The following is an 18,344-nucleotide window of genomic DNA, read 5'->3' as shown; positions in this document are numbered from 1 at the left end:
GGGCTATCCCTGATCGGGGCTGGTCGGTTTCAGAATATTATTTATTTACAGATAGATAGCCAGTTTTCTATTTTATTTAAGTTTAAAAGAAGCTGTCTGCTTCTTGGTGCTGTGGTTGAGGCTTGAAGAAGTCGGCAGCAGGAGTTTTAACGCCCCTGGGCCCGATCCCCTTTCAAGGTCATGACAGCGCTTTCCACTGTCGCAATCATCTTGCCGTCTTCTCGCTGGATTTCACAGCGGTAATGGCTGATGCTGCGCCCGCGATGCGTGGCCCAGGCATGGGCTTGCAGCCGCTCTAGCCAGACTGGCCGCAGAAAGGTGGCTTTCAGATCAATGCTGGTAAAGCTCTCGCCTTCCTGCATCAAGGTGGAATGGGCCGTGCCGATGGCGGCATCGGCCAGTTCGCACAAGAGGCCGCCATGTACCGTGCCCTGCTGGTTGCCATGCAAGGCAGCGTCTGCGTCCAGTTCCAGCGTGGCGCTGGCTTCATCTATAGCAGTAATACGAAAGTTCAGCAGCTGGGAGATTGCGGTGGGGTAACGCATATGCGTGTACTCACCCTCGGCCAGCGTGTCATCCAGTTGGCGTTGCAGATATTCCAGTACGGGTAAGTGGCGAGATGAACTTGGCATGGTGGCTCCAGTCGTTGCTAGGCGATTTGAGAATGTGGTGCTGGCCGTGAGGGTAGCTCTTGGCGGATCAATACATCGTGAATGATGTTGCCAGTCTTGTGGCTTAGCTTAAAAACGTTAGCCCCGGTGGATTCACGTTTTACACGTAGCCGATCATGTTGTGTTCAGCCTTAAATAAAAGGACGAATAATCAGTTGCAGGCCCAGGGCCGCCAGAAACAGTAGCAAGCATTGCTTGAAGCGGCGCGGGCTGATGCGCACGCGGATCTTTTGCCCCAGCCACATACCCAGTAAAGCCGGAACAATCACCAAGGTGGACATGCCCAGCTGGTTCAGCTTGAACACATCGTGCATGAACAGACCGCCAGCCAGCGCGATGGTGGAGATTGTGAAGGACAGCCCCAAGGCTTGCACCAGCTCGTCTTTATCCAGATTCAGGGCCTGCAGATAAGGGACGGCTGGCATCACAAAAACGCCGGTAATGCCGGTCACCACGCCGGTCACCAGACCAATCAAGGGTGACAGCCAAGGCTCGAAGCGGGGCGACACGGTCAGGGCGGGGGCGATAAGCGCATAGCTTGCATACACCAGCAGCGCGATACCCAAGGCCATGCCCGATAGCTGTGGTGAGGTATTGGCCAGCAGCGTTGAGCCCCAGAGCGTGCCCAGCACAATGGTCAGCATCATGGGCCAGAGCCTGCGCAGCAAAGCCAGCATGGACGGCCCGACAAAGCATTGCCAGACATTGGTGATGAAAGAAGGCAGCACCAGCAAGGCGGCAGCCGAGGCCGGTGACATCATCAGGCCCAGCAAGCTCATGGCTACCGTTGGCAGGCCCATGCCGGTAATGCCTTTGACCATGCCCGCTATCAGGAAGATGGCACTGAGTAGAAGAAGGAAAGAGAGAGATTCGTGCATGCCTGTATTGAAGCGTGGCAGGCAGGTGCACACAATGTGGATTTAAGGCGCTATCCTTCGGTTTATCCGAAGGGTTTTCAGGAGTGGTGATGCGACTGGGTCTGGCCGATCTGCATTTGTTCTTGAGCATTGTGGATGCAGGCAGCATCACACAGGGAGCGGTACGCGCGAATCTGGCTCTGGCTTCGGCCAGCGAGCGTTTGCGCCGTATCGAGGACGATGCCGGCGTTGCTTTGCTGGAGCGCCTGCCACGGGGAGTCGTCACCACAGAGGCAGGCGAGGCGCTGGCCCACCATGCCCGTTTGATGCTGCGTCAGCATGATCTGCTGAAAGGCGAGTTGCAGGATTTCGCTGTTGGAGCGCGGGGGACTTTGCATCTGTATGCGAATACGGCGGCCTTAACCGAGTTTCTACCGTCGCGCTTGGCTCCCTGGTTAGCACAGCGCCCCAATCTGCATATCGAGCTGAAAGAGCGTACCAGCGCAGATATTGTGCGTACGGTTGCCGCCGGTTTGGCCCAGGCCGGTGTGGTGTCGGATGCAGTGCAGGCACCGGGGCTGGTGCTGGAGCCGGTGGCCAAGGATCATCTGGTGCTGATTATGGCTGCGGCTCACCCCTTGGCGGCACACAGCAAATTGAGCTTGCAGGATGTTCTGCATGAACCCTTCGTGGGCCTGATGCCGGGTAATGCCCTGCAAGACCATCTGGACGAACATGCTCGCGCAGCGGGCCATGCTTGGGTGCAGCGCATCCGTATGAAAACCTTCGAAGGGCTGTGCCAGATGGTGGCCCACGGTGTGGGCCTGGGGATTGTGCCGCAAGGCGTGGCCAGCCGCTACAAGCGTCGCCATGGCTTTGTGGCGCGGCCTTTGAGTGACGCCTGGGCCAAGCGCTCCTTGTGCCTGTGTTATCAGGACTGGGGCGCCCTATCCAAACCCATGCAGCGCTTGTTGCAGCATTTGGGGTCTAAGGAGACTGTCTGAGTTCACATTTTTTGTGGACACTTGTTCACGGAGCTGCATGCTTTCCAAACCGCCAGGGGGCAGATGCCAGGCGTAAGGTTCATGCTGATTCCCGCATTTTTTGTCGGATTCAGCGATCTGTTTTTCTATTGGTGGTGCTTTGCAACTCTGTCGTTTGATGACTGGCTCTAATGCTGGAGCTCACCTTCCTTGTTTTCGCTTAACACCCTAGTGGGCCAGGCTGACAAATAGTGAGCGGCCGGTGATTTTATTCCAGCCCTTCCAGTTTGCTGGCAACAAGCGGCTCTTGCGATTCTGCTGGCTCTGCCAAGTTGATCTTCACTCCAATATCGGCCGGTTTCGCGTAGTGCAGGCTGCTGGTCACCAAGGCATTGACACCTGTTGCGGCATAGGCGGCTGCGTTACCTGCATGAATCCCGCCCGCTGCCAGAATGGTGACGTTGGGATGCGCTTTGCGCAGCGCAGGCACAATTTGTGCCAGGGTCTCGGGCGGGACTTTGTCGAACTGCACCACGTCCGCGCCCGCCTGAGCCGCGCTATAGGCTTCATCCAGATCTGCCGCTTCGATCACGATTTTCTTTTCGCACAAGGCGTATTTGTGACGGGCAATCGCCCGGCCCACCTCCTCCCAGCCACCCATCAGCGCGCGGTGCTGGGGGAAGATCAAAATGGTTTCGCCCAGTCCCAGCCGATGCGGCATGGCTCCGCCCGATAGTGTGGCTTTCAAGGCCAGCTTGCGTACCCCAGGCGCATGTTTGCGAGTGGTCAGCACAGCCACCGAGGCATTTACCGTTTGCACGGCTTGCACGACTTGATGTGTCAGGGTGGCGATGCCGCAGGCAAACTCCAGCAGGTTCTGGCCGACCTTCCAGGCGCGCAGCAAGGCTTTGGCGGGGCCTTGTGCCAGCAAAATGGTCTGGCCGGGCATGGCCGCCACGCCGCTGGGGGTGTAGTGCTGAGTCTGACCGCCGCAAGAGCGCACAATCTCGGCCACCTCCTCAGTGCCTGCCACGCGGATATGGTCACGCACGACGTAACGCAGTGTGGTGTTCTGGTTGTGCAGTCCCAGCATGTGGCTGGTCAGATCCAGGTAGGAGGCATCCTCGCCAATCCATTGGTCGATTTGGCTTTGTTCAAAAAAAACCGTCATTTTTGATTCCCGTAGCGCCGCAGCGCCCAAAAGCAGGCTAATGCCGTCAGCCCCAGCAAGCAGGACAGCGCATTGGCACAGTCTGTGTCGCCATCCAGGACGGCGTTGTAGATAGATAAAGACAGGGTTTCGGTACGACCCGCGATATTGCCACCCAACATCAGCGAAATGCCCACTTCTCCCATGGCCCGTCCGCCTGACAGAATCAGTCCGGTGGCCAAGGCAGGACGCAGCAAGGGCAATTCCACCCGGAAGAAGTAGGACCAGGTGCCGTGGCCCAGTGTGGCTGCTGCTTCACGCAGCCGTGGCGACAGGCTGTTCATGCTGTTTTGTACGGGTTTGACCATCAATGGCAGCCCGGCGATAAAGGCGGCGATCAGCAAGGCTGCGGGCTGAAAAACAATATTGGGTGACCAGCCGGTGGCACTGGCCAACCAGCCCTGTCTACCCAAGGCAAGCAGCAGCAAGTAACCGATAACAATCGGTGGGAAAACCAGCGGCAGGCTCACCAGTGAATCGAGTAATCCGTGGCCTGGAAAGCGCTTTCTGGCCAGTACCCAGGCCAGCGCTACCCCCAGAACCAGTTGAGCCACCAAGGTGGCAGTCAGCACATATACACTCAGGCCCAGCGAGCTACTGGAGCAGCTCATCCAGGCGGACATCACAGGCCGTGGCGCTCAAGAATGGACTTGGCCTTGTCCGAGCCCAGGAACTGGGTCCAGGATTGCAAGGCAGGGCTTGCAGGACGGTCCTTGAGCACGGCAAGGCTCAGATCAATCGGGTCGTGACATTGGGCTGGCATGGGCAGGATGGTACCCAGCTTGTCCTTGTGGGCCAGCGCTTCGCTGCGGTTGATGAAACCGGCGTCCACCTCGCCATTGAGCAGGTAGGTGGATACCTGCGGCAGCATGGCGACTTCAATGCTGCGACCCTCGGCCTGGATTTTTTCGCGTTCCATGCAGGTGGTGGCGGCGCGGCCGTAGACAGTTTTCTTGGCATCACCAATGGCAATGCGGGCATAGCTGGGCTGCTGCAAGTCCTGGATGGAATCAATGGTCTTGCCCTTGGGCACGGCCAGCATCAGGGCACCCTGGCTGATGTTCACGAACTGCTGGGCAATGCCCATGGGTTCCAGAAAAAAGCGGTCGCCAATAATGGCGGCAATGTCCGGGTTTTGTTCGCTCTGAGCGCGGACCTGCTGCATATTGCCAAAGCTGCTCTCTACCGTCAGGCCTGTTTCTTTATTGAAGGCTTCCATCAATTCCGTGACGGGTTTGCGGTAGCCTGCGCCAGTAGCGATTAGCAGGTCGGAAGCGTGAGCGGTGGTGGTGATGGCCAGCAGGCAAGCGGCGGAAAACAGCAAAGATTTCATGGGGTTTCCTGTCGGTCAAAATCGTTATGAGTTCGAGTTTATAACGAGATGAGGCAAACAGGGATGTTCGCCAAGCTCCGAAGCCGGAGCCCCGAGACTCAAACCTGCTTGAAAACTTGGAAATGCTGCTTGTGCCGAGCGACGATTCAAATTCCTCTTTGCCGCAAAGCTGGAAACAGGAGACGAAAAAAAATCCCCATCCTGAACCAGCAAGATGGGGATTTTGGGGGTACTGTTACCCGGAGGTGAACTCCGGGCAGTATGGTGTGCTTCAGGCTTGAGCGGCTTTGAAAGCCAGACGCCATTGGTGCAGCAAAGGCTCGGTGTAGCCGTTAGGCTGTTCCAGACCCTTCAGAACCAGATCTTGAGCAGCGCGGAAGGCAAAGGAGCCTTCAAAGTTGCCGGCCATGTTCTGGTAGGCTGGGTCGCCTGCATTTTGCTGGTCAACCACAGCAGCCATGCGCTGCAGAGTTTCAACCACTTGTTCGTGGGTGACGATGCCGTGCAGCAGCCAGTTGGCGATGTGCTGGCTGGAGATACGCAGGGTAGCGCGGTCTTCCATCAGGCCCACGTCGTGGATGTCAGGCACTTTGGAGCAGCCCACGCCCTGGTCAATCCAGCGCACCACGTAACCCAGGATGCCCTGAGCGTTGTTGTCCAGTTCTTCCTGGATTTCCTTGGCGGACCAGCTGGTGTCAGTGGCCACAGGAATGGTCAGGATGCTGTCCAGGTAGTCGTTGGTGTCGCCTTCCAGACCCTTCTGGACGTCGACCACGTTGACTTGGTGGTAGTGCAAGGCGTGCAGCGTGGCAGCGGTAGGCGATGGTACCCAGGCGGTGTTGCCACCGGCCTTCACGTGACCAATCTTTTGCTCCAGCATTTCAGCCATCAGGTCAGGCATGGCCCACATGCCTTTACCGATCTGGGCACGACCACGCAGACCGCATTGCAGGCCGATCTGAACGTTGTTGCGCTCGTAGGCAGGCTGCCAGTCAGCTTGTTTCATGTCGGCCTTGCGCACCACGGCACCCGCTTGCATGCAAGTGTGGATTTCGTCGCCCGTGCGGTCCAGGAAGCCGGTGTTGATGAACACGACACGCTCGGTGGCCTGGGCAATAGCTGCTTTCAGGTTCACGCTGGTGCGGCGCTCTTCGTCCATGATGCCCAGCTTGACGGTGTTGGGAGCCAGACCCAGCAGGCTTTCCACACGGTCAAAGATCTCGCTGGCAAACGCCACTTCGTCAGGACCATGCATTTTGGGTTTGACGATGTACAGCGAGCCGCTGCGCGAGTTCTTCTTCAGTTCCAGATCGCGCATGCCGATCAGGGTGGTGATCACGGCGTCCAGAATGCCTTCAGGGATTTCGCGACCTTCGCCGTCAATGATGGCAGGGTTGCTCATCAGGTGACCGACGTTACGCACGAACATCAGGGAGCGGCCAGCCAGAGTCTGGGTAGCGCCCTTCAAGTCGGTGTACTGGCGATCGTCAGCCAGGCGGCGCGTAAAGACCTTGCCGTCTTTCTTGATTTCTTCGGTCAGCGAACCGGTCACCAGACCCAGCCAGTTGCGGTATGCCAGGACCTTGTCGTCGGCGTCCACGGCAGCCACGGAGTCTTCGCAGTCCATGATGGTGGTCAGTGCGGCTTCCAGAACGATGTCTTTCACGCCAGCCGGGTCGGTCTTGCCGATGGGGCTGTTGGGGTCGATCTGCAGTTCAAAGTGCAGGCCGTTGTGCAGGAACACGATGGCTTCAGGCGCATCGGGCTGACCGCGGTAACCCAGCAGGGTCGAGGCGTCTTTCAGACCGGTGGTGCCGCCGTTTTCCAGGGTGACGCGCAAAGCGCCGTCAGTGATGGTGTAGGAGGTAGCCTGATCGTGGCTGCCTTGAGCCAGAGGAATGGTGTCGTTCAGGAACTGACGGCCAAAGGCGATAACCTTGGCACCGCGCACGGCGTTGTAGCCACCGCCACGCTGAGCACCGTCAGTGTCAGGGATGGCGTTGGTGCCGTACAGCGCGTCGTACAGGCTGCCCCAGCGTGCGTTTACGGCGTTCAGCGCGTAACGTGCGTTCATGATGGGCACAACCAGCTGAGGACCACCTTGTTCGGTGATTTCGGTGTCGACGTTGGTCGTGTTGACCTTGACGTTGGCAGGCGCTTCTTTCAAATAGCCGATGGAGCTCAGGAAGCTCTTGTAGGCAGGCATATCGGTGATGGGGCCTGGGTTGGCCGTGTGCCACTTGTCCAGTTCGACTTGCAAGCGGTCGCGTTCGGCCAGCAAGGCGCGGTTTTTAGGTGCCAGATCATGGACCAGCTTATCGAAACCAGCCCAGAAGGCTTCGGAGGAGATACCTGTGCCGGGCAGGGCTTCTTGTTCGATGAACTGATGAAGCACCTCGGCGACTTGCAGTCGCTGGCAGGAGATTCGAGTGGTCATGTGTACCCTTGCTGATAGTTAAAAGTGATTCGGTACAGTGGCAGGCCAAAACGGCCTTGCTAACTGCAATTACCTGGTCAAGAGCACTTTCAGATCTTGCTGAAATCGCGGGTGACAAGACCCACGCGGCGCCAGGACACAAATGACATCAGAGGGCGAGCAAATGCTTGAAGCGAAAATCATTAAAATACGCTAACCCATTGTAAATTAGCCTAAATACAAGCTAATTTGCGCGATGACGAGCTATGTCTCACACGCATGCCGAGCACACTGCCAGGTTGGATAACTTAAATTATGAAGGACTGACGCTAGCTGGATTTAATACTAAAAGTATTAAGACTACATACTTAATGTATTTACTGGATTTGGGCAAGTCTTATATATGAGGTAGAAGACGTGCCTGACTTCCACTTGCCATCATAAGCTGCCTCATCTGGTCCCGCTTGAAATACCTGATATGCCCGCCAAGCCGCTTGTCTAGCGCCATTAGCATAAAAACAGGGTCTTGGGTCAAGGGCTTGCGCCAGGGCTCGACCTGCCTGATCCCGGAAAAATGGAATTTGCCCAAAACCGGGGTAAAGCTGCCTGTTTAAATGGGGCCTGTGAGTAAATTCAGTCTCAAAACCAACGATAGTCGTGTCCATTGTGTGGACAGTAGGGCTTGTGATTCAGTCAAAAACCAGTAACGACATTTGCTTTGAGTGGGACTGGGTCTGGGTTGCCTTGCTCGGATATGGCAAGACGCTGGGGCGCTAGGCGAGCCATTGCAAAGGTATATGGTTGATGGCTTTAAGCGCAGGCGAAACCGATAGCCGAACATCTGTATTGGGGAGCGATGGTTCGCGAAAGCGGCAGACGGTCAGGCCTGTCTGTTCGGCTGGTACATGAGCGTCAGGATCAGGCGGCTGAATTTGTCATGGAGGCGTGTAGGAGGCGGAACAATAAACAGCTTATGATGCTTGCAGATCTGCTTGTCTTTGTTTCCCCTTGGAATACTTGTTATGTCTGATCCCAGCGGTTTTTCTCGTATCACGTCCACGCCGGACCTGATTCCATTCAATGGCTATCAGGATGCCGGCCAGGCTTTGGAGCAGCTGCGCCATATTTACGACCGCAACACCGCTTTTTTGCGCGACTCTTTTGCCCAGTGTCTGGAAACCGGATTCCCACGCGGGCAGCGTTTCAGAGCCTGCTACCCTGCAGTGCGTTTGCGCGTCGATACCTATCAGGAAGTGGATAGCCGCCTGTCTTATGGGCATGTGGTCGAGCCCGGCGTGTACATGACCACCATTACCGCTCCTGGCCTCTATCACGATTACTTGCTGGAGCAACTGGAACTGCTGCTGCGCAATCACGGTGTGCAGGTGGAAGTAGGGGAATCCTCCGTGCCTATCCCGCTGCATTTCGCCCTGAATAATGGTGTGCAGTCCACGGTGACAACCGTGCCTGAATCGCCCGGTGACACCTTGCGCGATCACTTCGATGTACCGGATCTGGCGTATATGGACGATGCCATCGTCAACGGTACGTGGGAGCGCGTGCATAACGAACCCTTGCCGCTGGCGCCTTTTACTGCGCCGCGTATCGATTACTCCTTGCATCGTTTGCAGCACTACAGCGCTACTCGTCCCGAGTACTTTCAGAACTTTGTGCTGTTCACCAATTATCAGTTTTATGTGGACGAGTTCTGCCAGTGGGCGCGTGAAGTGCTGCAGGCGGATGATCAAGGCTATATAGATCTGGTGGAGCCGGGCAACATCATCACTCCGGCGGGTGCGAATGCATCGACAACCGGTTCGCCTTTGGCTCGCGCGCCGCAAATGCCCTCGTATCACTTGCGCCGTGCCGATCATTCCGGCATCACCCTGATCAATATCGGCGTGGGGCCATCCAATGCCAAGACCATTACCGACCACGTTGCCGTTCTGCGCCCTGCTGCCTGGCTGATGCTGGGCCATTGCGCCGGTTTGCGTACTACTCAGCGCTTGGGTGATTACGTACTGGCACATGGCTATGTGCGTCAGGATCACGTGCTGGACGAGGATTTGCCCACCTGGGTGCCTATCCCTCCTCTGGCGGAAATTCAGGTCGCCCTGGAGCAAGCCGTGGCCGAGGTGGCCGGGCTGTCCGGCTGGGAGTTGAAACGCATCATGCGCACGGGTACGGTGGCGTCTATTGATAACCGTAATTGGGAGTTGCGAGACCACCACGAGCCGGTGCGGCGCTTGTCGCAGTCGCGGGCGATTGCGCTGGATATGGAGTCCGCCACCATTGCTGCCAATGGCTTCCGTTTCCGTGTCCCGTATGGCACTTTGCTGTGCGTGTCGGACAAGCCTTTGCATGGCGAGCTGAAACTGCCGGGTATGGCCAGCGAATTCTATGCACGTCAGGTTGGCCAGCATCTGCATATTGGCATCCGGGCGCTGGAACTGCTGCGCGAGATGCCCAAAGAAAGGCTGCATTCGCGCAAGCTGCGCAGCTTTCTGGAAACGGCGTTTCAATAAGATATTGCAGGCCTTGTTAGTGCCTACGCTCCTGGGTGGGTTGTTGGCTCGTAGCGCTGACAAATTACCTTTAGTGGCTTAAGAAATAGGCCGTGCTACCAAGTGGAGCACGGCCTCTTGGTTTCTTTGAGGACAGCAGATACTCATATGATTAAAGCGTTTCAAGATTTTTATGCCGACAACTTCAGCCATTGCTACGGTTGTGGCAAACATAATCCCGACGGGCATCAGCTTAAGAGCTACTGGGACGGCGACGATACCGTGGCCCGCTACACCCCCAAGCCGATTTACAGCGGTGGCGTGCCCAACCATGTATACGGCGGCTTGATTGCTTCCTTGTTGGACTGCCACGGTACTGCTTCTGCGGCAGCCTTCATCTATAGGGATCTGAATATCGAGATGGGCACCAGCGAGGAGCCGATCCGTTGCGTGACAGCCTCCCTGAAAGTGGAGTTTCGGCGTCCCACTCCAATGGGGACAGAGCTGACGGTACAAGGCAAGCTGCGTGAGCTGGATGGACGCAAGGTCTGGGTGGACCTGTCGCTTAGCGCGAATGGCGAAGTTTGTGCGACGGGTGAAATGCTGGCGATACGCTTCAAGGAATAAGCGGGATTTTTTTGGGGCTCAGCGGTCAACGTGCTTTGACACGGTGTCTTGGACTTGCTGATCGCTCAGAAGGAAGCTGGTTTTTGATATGTGTAGGCTGTAAAGAATGCCCTCAGGTTGTGCCGCCGATTTATGGCATTTCTTTCTTCGAGGGTAACCCGGAGGTTGAAAGTATCCCCACGCTGCGCTCGTAGGCTGCTGCTTTCATGAGGTTTGTTTTGTGCGGGGCAGCCAGACAATAAAAAGCCGGGCCCATTCAGGCCCGGCTTTCAGTCTTTCAAACCCAGCTAATTAGCGGCTGGCAGCAATCGCGTCGCGTGCCTTCTTCACCAGATCCTCACCAATGGTCTTGGTCCACTTCTCGACCACGCCTTCGGTTGCCTTGGCAAAGGCAGCATGTTGCTCTGGAGTCAGGCTGGTGACCTTCACACCGTGGCTTTCGATCTCTTTGAGCAAGGTAGGATCTTCCGCCGTGATGCCGGTACGGGCAATCACGATTTCACGTTTACCGGCTTCAATAGCGGCTTCACGCACGATCTTCTGGTCTTCCTCGCTCCAGGATTTCCACACGTCGCGGTTCACCACAAACACCAGTGGGTCAGACACGTAGTTCCACAGGGTCAGGTACTGCTGCTGCACGTCGTACAGCTTGGCACCGGCGTAAATGGACAGGGGGTTTTCCTGGCCGTCTACAGCCTTATTAGCCAGTGCAGGTTGTGCATCTGCCCAGCTCATTTGCGTGGGGTTGGCACCCAGGGCGCTGAAGGTGTCCATGTACAGCGGCGAACCGACCACGCGCAGTTTCAGGCCCTTCATGTCTTCAGGCTTGGTCACTTCGTGCTTGGAGTTGCTGAGCTGACGGAAACCGTTTTCACCCCAGGCCAGAGGCACCACACCGGCTTTCTCGATGTAGCCAAACAGGTCCTTGCCCACTTCGCCGTTGATCAAAGCGTCGGTGGCTTTGGCATCCGGTTGCAGGAATGGCAGGGAGAACAGGTTCAACTGCTTGATCTGGGGGGACCAGTTGATGGTGGAGCCCACGGCCATATCAATCATGCCTTGGCGAATGGCAGTGAACTCGCGTGTCTGGTCGCCTTGTACCAGCGAGGTGCCGGGGTAGATCTTGATATTGATGCGGCCATCGGTGCGCTCGCGCACCAGGTCGGACCAGATCACCGCCCCTTGGCCCCAAGGGAAAGTGGTACCCACCACGATGGACAGCTTGTACTCGGATTTGTAGGCGGCTTGGGCAGCGGGAACCACGGCCAGGGTGGCGGCTGTACATGCCAGAGCGGCCAGAATGTGACGTAATTTCATGGGTCAGGTCTCCCTTTCTATGAGTTGTGTTTCAGTCTTGTGGTTTTAGTTAAAGCCCAGGTAGCGCGGCAGCCACAGGGCAATCTCGGGTTGTGCGATAACGAGCAGCATGGTCGAGCCCATGCCCAGTAGCAGCCAGCCTACCCAACGCAGGGTGCTTTCCATGGGGACGCCCGCGATACGGCAGGCGACCATCAGGTTGACGGCGACGGGTGGAGTGAACTGGCCCAGAGCCACGTTCAAGGTCAGCAGGACCCCGAACCAGACGGGGTGCCAGCCAAAGTTGTAGGCAATAGGCATGAACAGCGGCACGAAGATCAGGAAGATCGAGATGCCATCCAGGAACATGCCCAGCACAATCAGCATGACAATCATCAGCGCCAGAATGCCGTACTCGCCCAGACCGGAATTGATGATGGCATTGGTGACGGGGTCAATAATGCTCAGGGTGGACAGCGCCCAGGCAAAAATACCGGCCAGTGCCACAACCATCATGATGACGGCTGATAATTCGGCGGCTTCCCGCAGGATCAAAAACAGATCGCGGAACTTGATGGTGCGATGGATGACCATGCCCACGAACAGGCCGTAGAACACGGCCACAACAGCCGCTTCTGTGGGAGTGAACAGACCCAGGCGCATCCCGCCCAGAATGATGACCGGGGCAATCAGGCCCCAGGCGGCTTCTCGCAGGCTGCGCCAGAATGGCGGACGTGGCAGCTCGGCTTCGGCCAATCCCAGCTTGTGACGGCGCGATAGCCAGATGGCCGGAATAATCAGGCCAATCCCCGCCAGAATGCCGGGGAACATACCAGCCGCAAACAGCGCGGGTACGGAGGCTTCGGGCACCAGCACCGAGTAAATAATGAAGGCGATGGAAGGGGGAATCAGAATGTCGGTGGCAGCACCCGCGCCCACAATACTGGCCGCAAAAGGACCGGGATAGCCCGCGCGTTTCATGGCGCCGATCATGACCGCGCCCACGGCAGCGGCGCAGGCCGGGCCGGAACCGGAAATGCCACCCAGGAACATGGCCACGCCAATGGCAACAACGGGCAGCATGCCAGGGCCGCGGCCAACCAGCGCTACCGCAAAGTTCACCAGACGGCTGGCTACGCCCGAGCGGTCAAAAATGGAACCCACCAACACGAACATGGGAATGGCCAGCAAGGGGTATTTGGCCAGACCGGCATAAAAGCTTTGCGGCACGGCCATCAGGCCAAACCAGTGCGTATCCAGGTTGGACATCAAAATCGCAAAGGCACCACCTATACCCAGGGACACGCCCACCGGCACGCCCACCAGCATCAGGCCGATGAAGATGACAAACAGCAAGGTTGCAATCATGATTTAGCCTGCCAACGACGCACCCACATGCCCAGCAAACGCAGGCTCAGGGTAGTGGACAGGATGGGCAGCCACATGCTGTACCACCAGGTCGGGACACCAATGGAGGGCGAGGTATCGCCCCACTCGAACTCGTCCAGGGCCATGCGGCCGGACAGAATGGCCATGCCGACAAAGAACAGCAGGCTCATGCCAATGCCAAACAGGGCCAGGCGGCGTTGACGACGCACCGTGCCCGCATCGGCAAAGACTTCAATACGAATGTGCAAGTGGCGCACACAGGCGCTGGCACCGGCATTCATGGTCAGGACCACCAGCAGAAAGATGGAGATTTCCTCGGTCCAGGCAAAGGAGCTATCGGTCAGATAGCGCACAAACACGTTGGCAAAGGTAATTAAAGCCAGGGTCGCCATGATCAGGACCGAAGCCCAGTCCTCTATTTGCAAAGGAATACGCAGGCCGGATTCGGCGGGCGAGGCGGCGTGATTATCGGGTGTATCTGTAGAACTTGAATCCATGAGGTCTGTCAGATTTGGCAATAAAGCTACATGCTAGCGGTCAAAGACGGGGCTGGCAGTGAGTAATTTCCCCCGGTGCAATAGCACCCGCGGGCCATCATTGGCCTGGGGAGAGACGATAGGGATGGGGGCGAGGGCACACGCAATATGGGGGTTGGTGCTTCGCCTAGCTGATGAGGTCTGAAACCTGGCCCGGCACGACAGATGGGCCTGTGTGTGGCGCTCTGAGAGGCCCGGCTGGGGTGTTGCCGGGCTTGCTGTGCGGGTGATTAGCAAGGGTGCAGGCTGCCGGTGAGGCAGCCTGGGCTAATGCAAGCTGGGGGACAGCTTACTCTTTTTTACGGTCCTTTTTCCCTTTTTTGCCTTCTTTGTCCTTTTTGGAAGGCTTTTTGTCTTTATTTTTATCCTTGTTTTTGGCTTTTTCTTTTTTCTTCTTTTTGCTCTTCTTATCCTTTTTGCCTTTCTCGCTTGAGGATTCTTTATCGCTATCCGCGTCCTCATCTTTCTCCTGATCGGACTCGCCCTTTTCTGCCTGCTTAATGGCAGTGGCCTTCAGATCAGCGGCTTTTTGTTTGGATGAAACCGGCGTTTTGCGGGCCTGTTCCATTTCCGCATCCAATTCTGCGGCCACTTCGCGTAGCTCGTCGGCAACAGCCTGGGAGCGATCTGATTGCAGGGCAATCATGGTGCCACGGCACTGGGGAGCGCCACACAGGCAGCGGTAGTTCTGCTTGAGCTCCTCGGTAATTTCATCGTCGATGACCAGCGAGTAGTCATACAAAAGCTCTTCCCCGGCAGGAATATCGCGCATGGCCACAATAAAGACACGCGAGCCATCGGCGTTCTCGTGACCTTCACAGTTGGGGGCGCAAGAGTGGTTGATCCAGCGTGAATCATTGCCTCCCTGACCACCGTCCACGATTTTGCCATTGCTCAGTGCAAAGAAAAAAGTGTGGAAAGGCTCATCCGGATTGACGGGGAACAAGGCATCGGCCTGTTCCGGCGTAAGCCGCTTGCCAGCATATTGCAGGATGCGCGTTCCGGCTGGAATATCGCGTAGCGCAAAGACGCCGTTGCCATGCAGTTTGGATGGTTTAACGACGTGCCAGGGTTGGCGTTGAGTGACCATGGGGAATCAGCCTGTAAAAGGGGATAAACTGGACGGCGATCTCTATCTTACAAAACATGCAGGGCTACGCAACCATGTCACTTGAAACGACCGCCCACAACGGCGCGCAAATCTTGCTCGAAACCTTGATCGCTCAGGGTGTAGATACCATTTTTGGTTATCCTGGCGGAGCGGTGTTACCGCTCTATGATGCTCTTCATGCCCAACCGCGAATTCGTCATATTTTGGTTCGTCACGAGCAAGCTGCCGTACATGCGGCCGAAGGCTATGCCCGCAGCACCGGCAAACCTGGCGTGGTGCTGGTGACATCAGGCCCCGGTATGGCCAATACCACCTCCGGTTTGCTCGATGCCTTGTGTGATTCTATTCCTGTCCTGTGTATTAGTGGTCAAGTAGCGACCACCGCAATTGGTACCGCCGCTTTCCAGGAGTGCGATGCGATTGGCATTTCCCGCCCTGTGACCAAGTGGAATGCCCAGGTTCGTCGTATTGAAGACGTGGCCTCCTTGACGGCCAAGGCCTTGCGCCTGTGTACCCAGGGTCGCCCCGGTCCGGTGCTGCTGGACTTCCCCAAAGATATTCAGATCGCCACCCTGCCCGCTGCCAGCAGCGACGCGCCGGCCCAGGACGAGGCTGACAGCCTCTTGGCTCCTGCCGCTCCGGCCTCTGCCCAGGAAGCGGCGATTAAACGCGCCGCCGCCATGATTGCGCACGCTCGCCGCCCCGTGTTTTACGGTGGTGGTGGCCTGATCAACTCCGGGGCCGATGCCAGCCACGCCTTCACCAGCCTGGTTCAGGAAACTGGCGCACCTTGCACACTGACCTTGATGGGCCTGGGTGCCTACCCTGCACGTGATGAGCAGTTCGTGGGCATGTTGGGCATGCACGGCACGCTGGAAGCCAACTTGGCCATGCACCATGCGGATCTGATTATCTGTGTGGGCGCTCGCTTCGACGACCGCATTACCGGCCGTCTGTCCGATTTCTGCCCCCATGCCAGCAAGATTCATATTGATATCGACCCCGGTTCCATCGACAAGGTGGTGCGTGCTGATGTGGCTCTGGTGGGTGATTGCTATCCCCTACTGCGCGCCCTGCGCAAAGAGCTGTCGCATCACGAATTGCCCGAAGGTCGCTTGAAAGATTGGTGGCAGCGCATTGGCGTGTGGCGTGCTCAAGAGTGCTTGAAAGTGACGCCTCATAGCGACGCCATCTTGCCGCAGCACTTGCTGCAACGTCTGGACGCGCATCTGGAAGGCCGTGATGCCATCGTCTCTACCGATGTGGGCCAGCACCAGATGTGGGCTGCGCAGTACATCAAGTTTGATCGCCCTCGTCGTTGGCTGACTTCGGGTGGAGCCGGCACCATGGGTTACGGCGTACCTGCTGCGTTTGGGGCGCAGATTGCGCATCCGGACAAGCTGGTGGTGTGTGTCAGTGGTGACGCGTCGGTACTGATGAATATTCAGGAACTGGCCAGCGCTGTGCAGCATCGCACGCCGATCAAGGTGATTCTGTGCAATAACCGCCACATGGGCATGGTGCGCCAGTGGCAAGAGCTGATTCACGATGGTCGTTACAGCCACAGCTACAACGAAGCCATGCCGGATTTTGTGGCCTTGTCGCGCGCCTTTGGTTGGGAAGCCGAACGCGTGGAGCATCCCGATCAGCTGGATGCGGCGCTGGAGCGTTGTCTGGCCCACGATGGCCCGTTCTTCCTTAACGTGGAAGTGCTGGCGCTGGAAAACTGTTTCCCCATGATGCCAGCGGGCTATGGCCATCAACAGGTCATGTTGTCCGAAGATAACTGGTACGTAGAAGAATAAGGTGCCCGGCTGGGACACAGGCGTAAAAACCCCTATGTCCCAGCCCGAGCACTACGCATTAAATACACTGATCCATTCAGACAGGAGGGGCATGCATGATGTACCGTCACATGAAGAACCGTCTTTTGGCCGCAGGTTTGATGCTGGGCTTGGGCCTGGCGGCGGGAGCGGCCACGGCCCAGACTTCCTTGAAGCTGGCTTACGCTTTGTCCACCAGCTCTCACTATGGTGCGGGTGCAAAAGCCTTTGCCAGTGCCTTGGAAAAGGACGGCAACTACACCATCGAGGCCTTTCCCAACAGTGCCTTGGGCGGCGAGCGTGAAGTTATTGAAGGCTTGCAATTGGGCACGATTGATCTGGCCATTGTCTCTACCGGCGCAACCCTGAACTTTGTGCCCAAGACCGGCGTGTTCGATATTCCTTTCCTGTTCCGCGACCTGCAGCATGCCCGCCATGTACTTGATGGCAAGATCGGTCAGGACATGCTGGCTGAATTTCCCAAACGCGGGATTGTGGCGCTGGCCTGGGGCGAGCAAGGTTTCCGTCACCTGACCAATAATGTGCGTCCTGTCACCACCCCGGCTGATGCCAAGGGCCTGAAGATTCGCACCACAGAGAACCCCATCCATATTGCCGCTTTCCGTGAAATCGGTATTCTGGCTACGCCTATGGCCTGGCCGGAAGTGGCAACCGCACTGCAACAGGGCACCATCGACGGTCAGGAAAACCCCTTGTCCGTGATTGTGTCGGCCAAGCTGCCGCAGCTGCAAAAGTATTTGTCGCTGACGGCTCACGTGTATGGCCCGGCCTTGGTGCTGATGTCTCCGGCGGTGTATGACGGCTTGTCCGATCAGGACAAGCAGTTGATGAAAGATGCCGGCGTAACGGCTGCCCAGGCCATGCGTGATTACGTGGACGACATCGAGAAAACCGGCGTGGATGCCGTCAAGGCTGAAGGCATGCAGGTCAATGCAGTTGACCATGCCGCGTTTGCCAATGCGGTAGAGCCTGTTTATCCCCAGTACTACAAACAGTTCGGCCAGGAACTGGTCGAATCTATCCGTCAGACTCAGTAAACGGCATTCATCATGAAAGCTCTGTTGTCCGTTCTGGATAAGGGCCTGTTTCGTCTGGTGTCCTGGGTGACGCAGTTGCTGCTGCTCTCGGCAGTGGCGGCTGCGTTCTATCAAGTGATCGCTCGTTTCGTGCTCCAGTCGCCCGCCGACTGGAGCGAGGCCTGGTCACGTGCCGCTCTGATCTGGACAGTCATGCTGGGTCTGTGTCTGGCCTTGCGTCAGGGTGCCATGCTAAGCGTGGATGTGCTGCGGCTCTGGGTCGGCAAGCGGACTCAGCATTGGCTGGATGTGGCCGTGCTGATTACGTGTCTGGCTTTCTTCGGCCTGTTGACCTGGGTCGGCATTCAAATGACCTGGCGGGTGCGGTTTCAGACCATGCCTAGTCTGGAGTGGTCCATTTCCTGGGTGTATATCGCGATCCCGATTGGTGCCGTGCTGGCCATTTTGGGCCTGTTGGCCCGTTGGCTGGAGAAACCTGCGCCTGCTGTGGTCGATAACACGCAGCTCTAATTCTCAAGACCTGATTCCAT

The 18,344-nt window shown here is 57.2% G+C and carries 16 protein-coding genes; 6 read left to right on the top strand and 10 right to left on the bottom strand.

Annotated elements, in window-relative coordinates; genetic code table 11:
* Positions 1–146 precede the first annotated feature (146 nt).
* Together N879_RS13725 and N879_RS13720 are read right to left on the bottom strand one after the other, a co-directional pair.
* Entirely contained in the window at positions 147–632 is a 486-nt protein-coding gene (locus N879_RS13725) for a PaaI family thioesterase (protein ID WP_009461187.1), read from the bottom strand.
* Between the two features lie 170 nt (positions 633–802).
* Positions 803–1,549 (bottom strand): sulfite exporter TauE/SafE family protein, encoded by a 747-nt coding sequence (locus tag N879_RS13720; RefSeq protein ID WP_031232810.1) that lies wholly within the window; start codon positions 1,547–1,549, stop codon positions 803–805.
* Positions 1,550–1,638: 89 nt separating this feature from the next.
* On the opposite strand from N879_RS13720, the gene N879_RS13715 reads away from it, so the two are divergent.
* The gene (locus N879_RS13715) at positions 1,639–2,532 is read left to right on the top strand and encodes a LysR family transcriptional regulator (protein ID WP_009461186.1); all 894 of its coding nucleotides are present in this window, start codon (positions 1,639–1,641) and stop codon (positions 2,530–2,532) included.
* Positions 2,533–2,779: 247 nt separating this feature from the next.
* Here the strand turns inward: N879_RS13715 and modD are convergent, their stop codons facing one another.
* From modD to N879_RS13695, 4 genes are all read right to left on the bottom strand, one after another.
* Positions 2,780–3,682 carry a ModD protein gene (gene modD / locus N879_RS13710; RefSeq protein WP_009461185.1) on the bottom strand — a complete coding sequence of 301 codons (903 nt, stop codon included), beginning with the start codon at positions 3,680–3,682 and terminating at the stop codon, positions 2,780–2,782.
* Entirely contained in the window at positions 3,679–4,332 is a 654-nt protein-coding gene (modB, locus tag N879_RS13705; RefSeq protein WP_041202946.1) for a molybdate ABC transporter permease subunit, read from the bottom strand. The genes modD and modB overlap by 4 nt, the downstream gene beginning before the upstream one ends.
* Before the next feature lie 11 nt (positions 4,333–4,343).
* The gene (modA, locus tag N879_RS13700; RefSeq protein WP_021447124.1) at positions 4,344–5,054 is read right to left on the bottom strand and encodes a molybdate ABC transporter substrate-binding protein; all 711 of its coding nucleotides are present in this window, start codon (positions 5,052–5,054) and stop codon (positions 4,344–4,346) included.
* A 271-nt stretch (positions 5,055–5,325) separates the two neighbouring features.
* Positions 5,326–7,491 (bottom strand): malate synthase G, encoded by a 2,166-nt coding sequence (locus N879_RS13695; RefSeq protein ID WP_009461182.1) that lies wholly within the window; start codon positions 7,489–7,491, stop codon positions 5,326–5,328.
* Between the two features lie 1,001 nt (positions 7,492–8,492).
* Here N879_RS13695 and N879_RS13685 point away from each other — a divergent pair.
* Positions 8,493–9,995 (top strand): AMP nucleosidase, encoded by a 1,503-nt coding sequence (locus tag N879_RS13685; RefSeq protein WP_009461180.1) that lies wholly within the window; start codon positions 8,493–8,495, stop codon positions 9,993–9,995.
* 147 nt (positions 9,996–10,142) lie between these two features.
* Positions 10,143–10,601: a PaaI family thioesterase gene (locus N879_RS13680; RefSeq protein ID WP_009461179.1), complete on the top strand. Its 459-nt coding sequence runs from the start codon at positions 10,143–10,145 to the stop codon at positions 10,599–10,601.
* A gap of 291 nt (positions 10,602–10,892) precedes the next feature.
* Here the strand turns inward: N879_RS13680 and N879_RS13675 are convergent, their stop codons facing one another.
* The 4 genes from N879_RS13675 to N879_RS20980 form a co-directional block, all read right to left on the bottom strand.
* Positions 10,893–11,918, bottom strand: coding sequence for a DctP family TRAP transporter solute-binding subunit (locus N879_RS13675; protein ID WP_009461178.1), 1,026 nt, complete (start codon positions 11,916–11,918; stop codon positions 10,893–10,895).
* A gap of 45 nt (positions 11,919–11,963) precedes the next feature.
* Positions 11,964–13,265, bottom strand: a complete 1,302-nt coding sequence (locus tag N879_RS13670) for a TRAP transporter large permease (RefSeq protein WP_009461177.1) — start codon at positions 13,263–13,265, stop codon at positions 11,964–11,966.
* Complete coding sequence (locus N879_RS13665) at positions 13,262–13,783, bottom strand: TRAP transporter small permease (RefSeq protein WP_009463614.1); 522 nt, start codon at positions 13,781–13,783, stop codon at positions 13,262–13,264. Before N879_RS13665 ends, N879_RS13670 begins: the two co-directional genes overlap by 4 nt.
* Positions 13,784–14,111: 328 nt before the next feature.
* The gene (locus N879_RS20980) at positions 14,112–14,912 is read right to left on the bottom strand and encodes an SET domain-containing protein (protein ID WP_009463613.1); all 801 of its coding nucleotides are present in this window, start codon (positions 14,910–14,912) and stop codon (positions 14,112–14,114) included.
* Between the two features lie 56 nt (positions 14,913–14,968).
* Here N879_RS20980 and ilvB point away from each other — a divergent pair, with 56 nt between their 5' ends.
* The 3 genes from ilvB to N879_RS13645 all read left to right on the top strand — a co-directional run bounded on the left by ilvB (position 14,969) and on the right by N879_RS13645 (position 18,324).
* On the top strand, positions 14,969–16,738 hold the full coding sequence (ilvB, locus tag N879_RS13655) for a biosynthetic-type acetolactate synthase large subunit (RefSeq protein ID WP_009463611.1): 1,770 nt from the start codon (positions 14,969–14,971) through the stop codon (positions 16,736–16,738).
* A gap of 110 nt (positions 16,739–16,848) precedes the next feature.
* Positions 16,849–17,814: a TRAP transporter substrate-binding protein gene (locus N879_RS13650; RefSeq protein ID WP_031232808.1), complete on the top strand. Its 966-nt coding sequence runs from the start codon at positions 16,849–16,851 to the stop codon at positions 17,812–17,814.
* Between the two features lie 12 nt (positions 17,815–17,826).
* A complete protein-coding gene (locus tag N879_RS13645) occupies positions 17,827–18,324 on the top strand; it encodes a TRAP transporter small permease (protein ID WP_009463607.1) in 498 nt (165 codons plus the stop codon).
* Positions 18,325–18,344: the final 20 nt, after the last annotated feature.

It is taken from the genome of Alcaligenes sp. EGD-AK7 (genome assembly GCF_000465875.3).
Taxonomy (GTDB): domain Bacteria; phylum Pseudomonadota; class Gammaproteobacteria; order Burkholderiales; family Burkholderiaceae_B; genus Alcaligenes; species Alcaligenes phenolicus.
This window is presented reverse-complemented; position numbering and strand designations above follow the sequence as displayed.

Excerpts from the sequence above, each read along its gene's own strand:
- N879_RS13725 (WP_009461187.1), bottom strand. The coding sequence starts at position 632 with ATGCCAAGTTCATCTCGCCACTTACCCGTACTGGAATATCTGCAACGC.
- N879_RS13720 (WP_031232810.1), bottom strand. The coding sequence starts at position 1,549 with ATGCACGAATCTCTCTCTTTCCTTCTTCTACTCAGTGCCATCTTCCTG.
- N879_RS13715 (WP_009461186.1), top strand. The coding sequence starts at position 1,639 with ATGCGACTGGGTCTGGCCGATCTGCATTTGTTCTTGAGCATTGTGGAT.
- modD (WP_009461185.1), bottom strand. The coding sequence starts at position 3,682 with ATGACGGTTTTTTTTGAACAAAGCCAAATCGACCAATGGATTGGCGAG.
- modB (WP_041202946.1), bottom strand. The coding sequence starts at position 4,332 with ATGAGCTGCTCCAGTAGCTCGCTGGGCCTGAGTGTATATGTGCTGACT.
- modA (WP_021447124.1), bottom strand. The coding sequence starts at position 5,054 with ATGAAATCTTTGCTGTTTTCCGCCGCTTGCCTGCTGGCCATCACCACC.
- N879_RS13695 (WP_009461182.1), bottom strand. The coding sequence starts at position 7,491 with ATGACCACTCGAATCTCCTGCCAGCGACTGCAAGTCGCCGAGGTGCTT.
- N879_RS13685 (WP_009461180.1), top strand. The coding sequence starts at position 8,493 with ATGTCTGATCCCAGCGGTTTTTCTCGTATCACGTCCACGCCGGACCTG.
- N879_RS13680 (WP_009461179.1), top strand. The coding sequence starts at position 10,143 with ATGATTAAAGCGTTTCAAGATTTTTATGCCGACAACTTCAGCCATTGC.
- N879_RS13675 (WP_009461178.1), bottom strand. The coding sequence starts at position 11,918 with ATGAAATTACGTCACATTCTGGCCGCTCTGGCATGTACAGCCGCCACC.
- N879_RS13670 (WP_009461177.1), bottom strand. The coding sequence starts at position 13,265 with ATGATTGCAACCTTGCTGTTTGTCATCTTCATCGGCCTGATGCTGGTG.
- N879_RS13665 (WP_009463614.1), bottom strand. The coding sequence starts at position 13,783 with ATGGATTCAAGTTCTACAGATACACCCGATAATCACGCCGCCTCGCCC.
- N879_RS20980 (WP_009463613.1), bottom strand. The coding sequence starts at position 14,912 with ATGGTCACTCAACGCCAACCCTGGCACGTCGTTAAACCATCCAAACTG.
- ilvB (WP_009463611.1), top strand. The coding sequence starts at position 14,969 with ATGCAGGGCTACGCAACCATGTCACTTGAAACGACCGCCCACAACGGC.
- N879_RS13650 (WP_031232808.1), top strand. The coding sequence starts at position 16,849 with ATGAAGAACCGTCTTTTGGCCGCAGGTTTGATGCTGGGCTTGGGCCTG.
- N879_RS13645 (WP_009463607.1), top strand. The coding sequence starts at position 17,827 with ATGAAAGCTCTGTTGTCCGTTCTGGATAAGGGCCTGTTTCGTCTGGTG.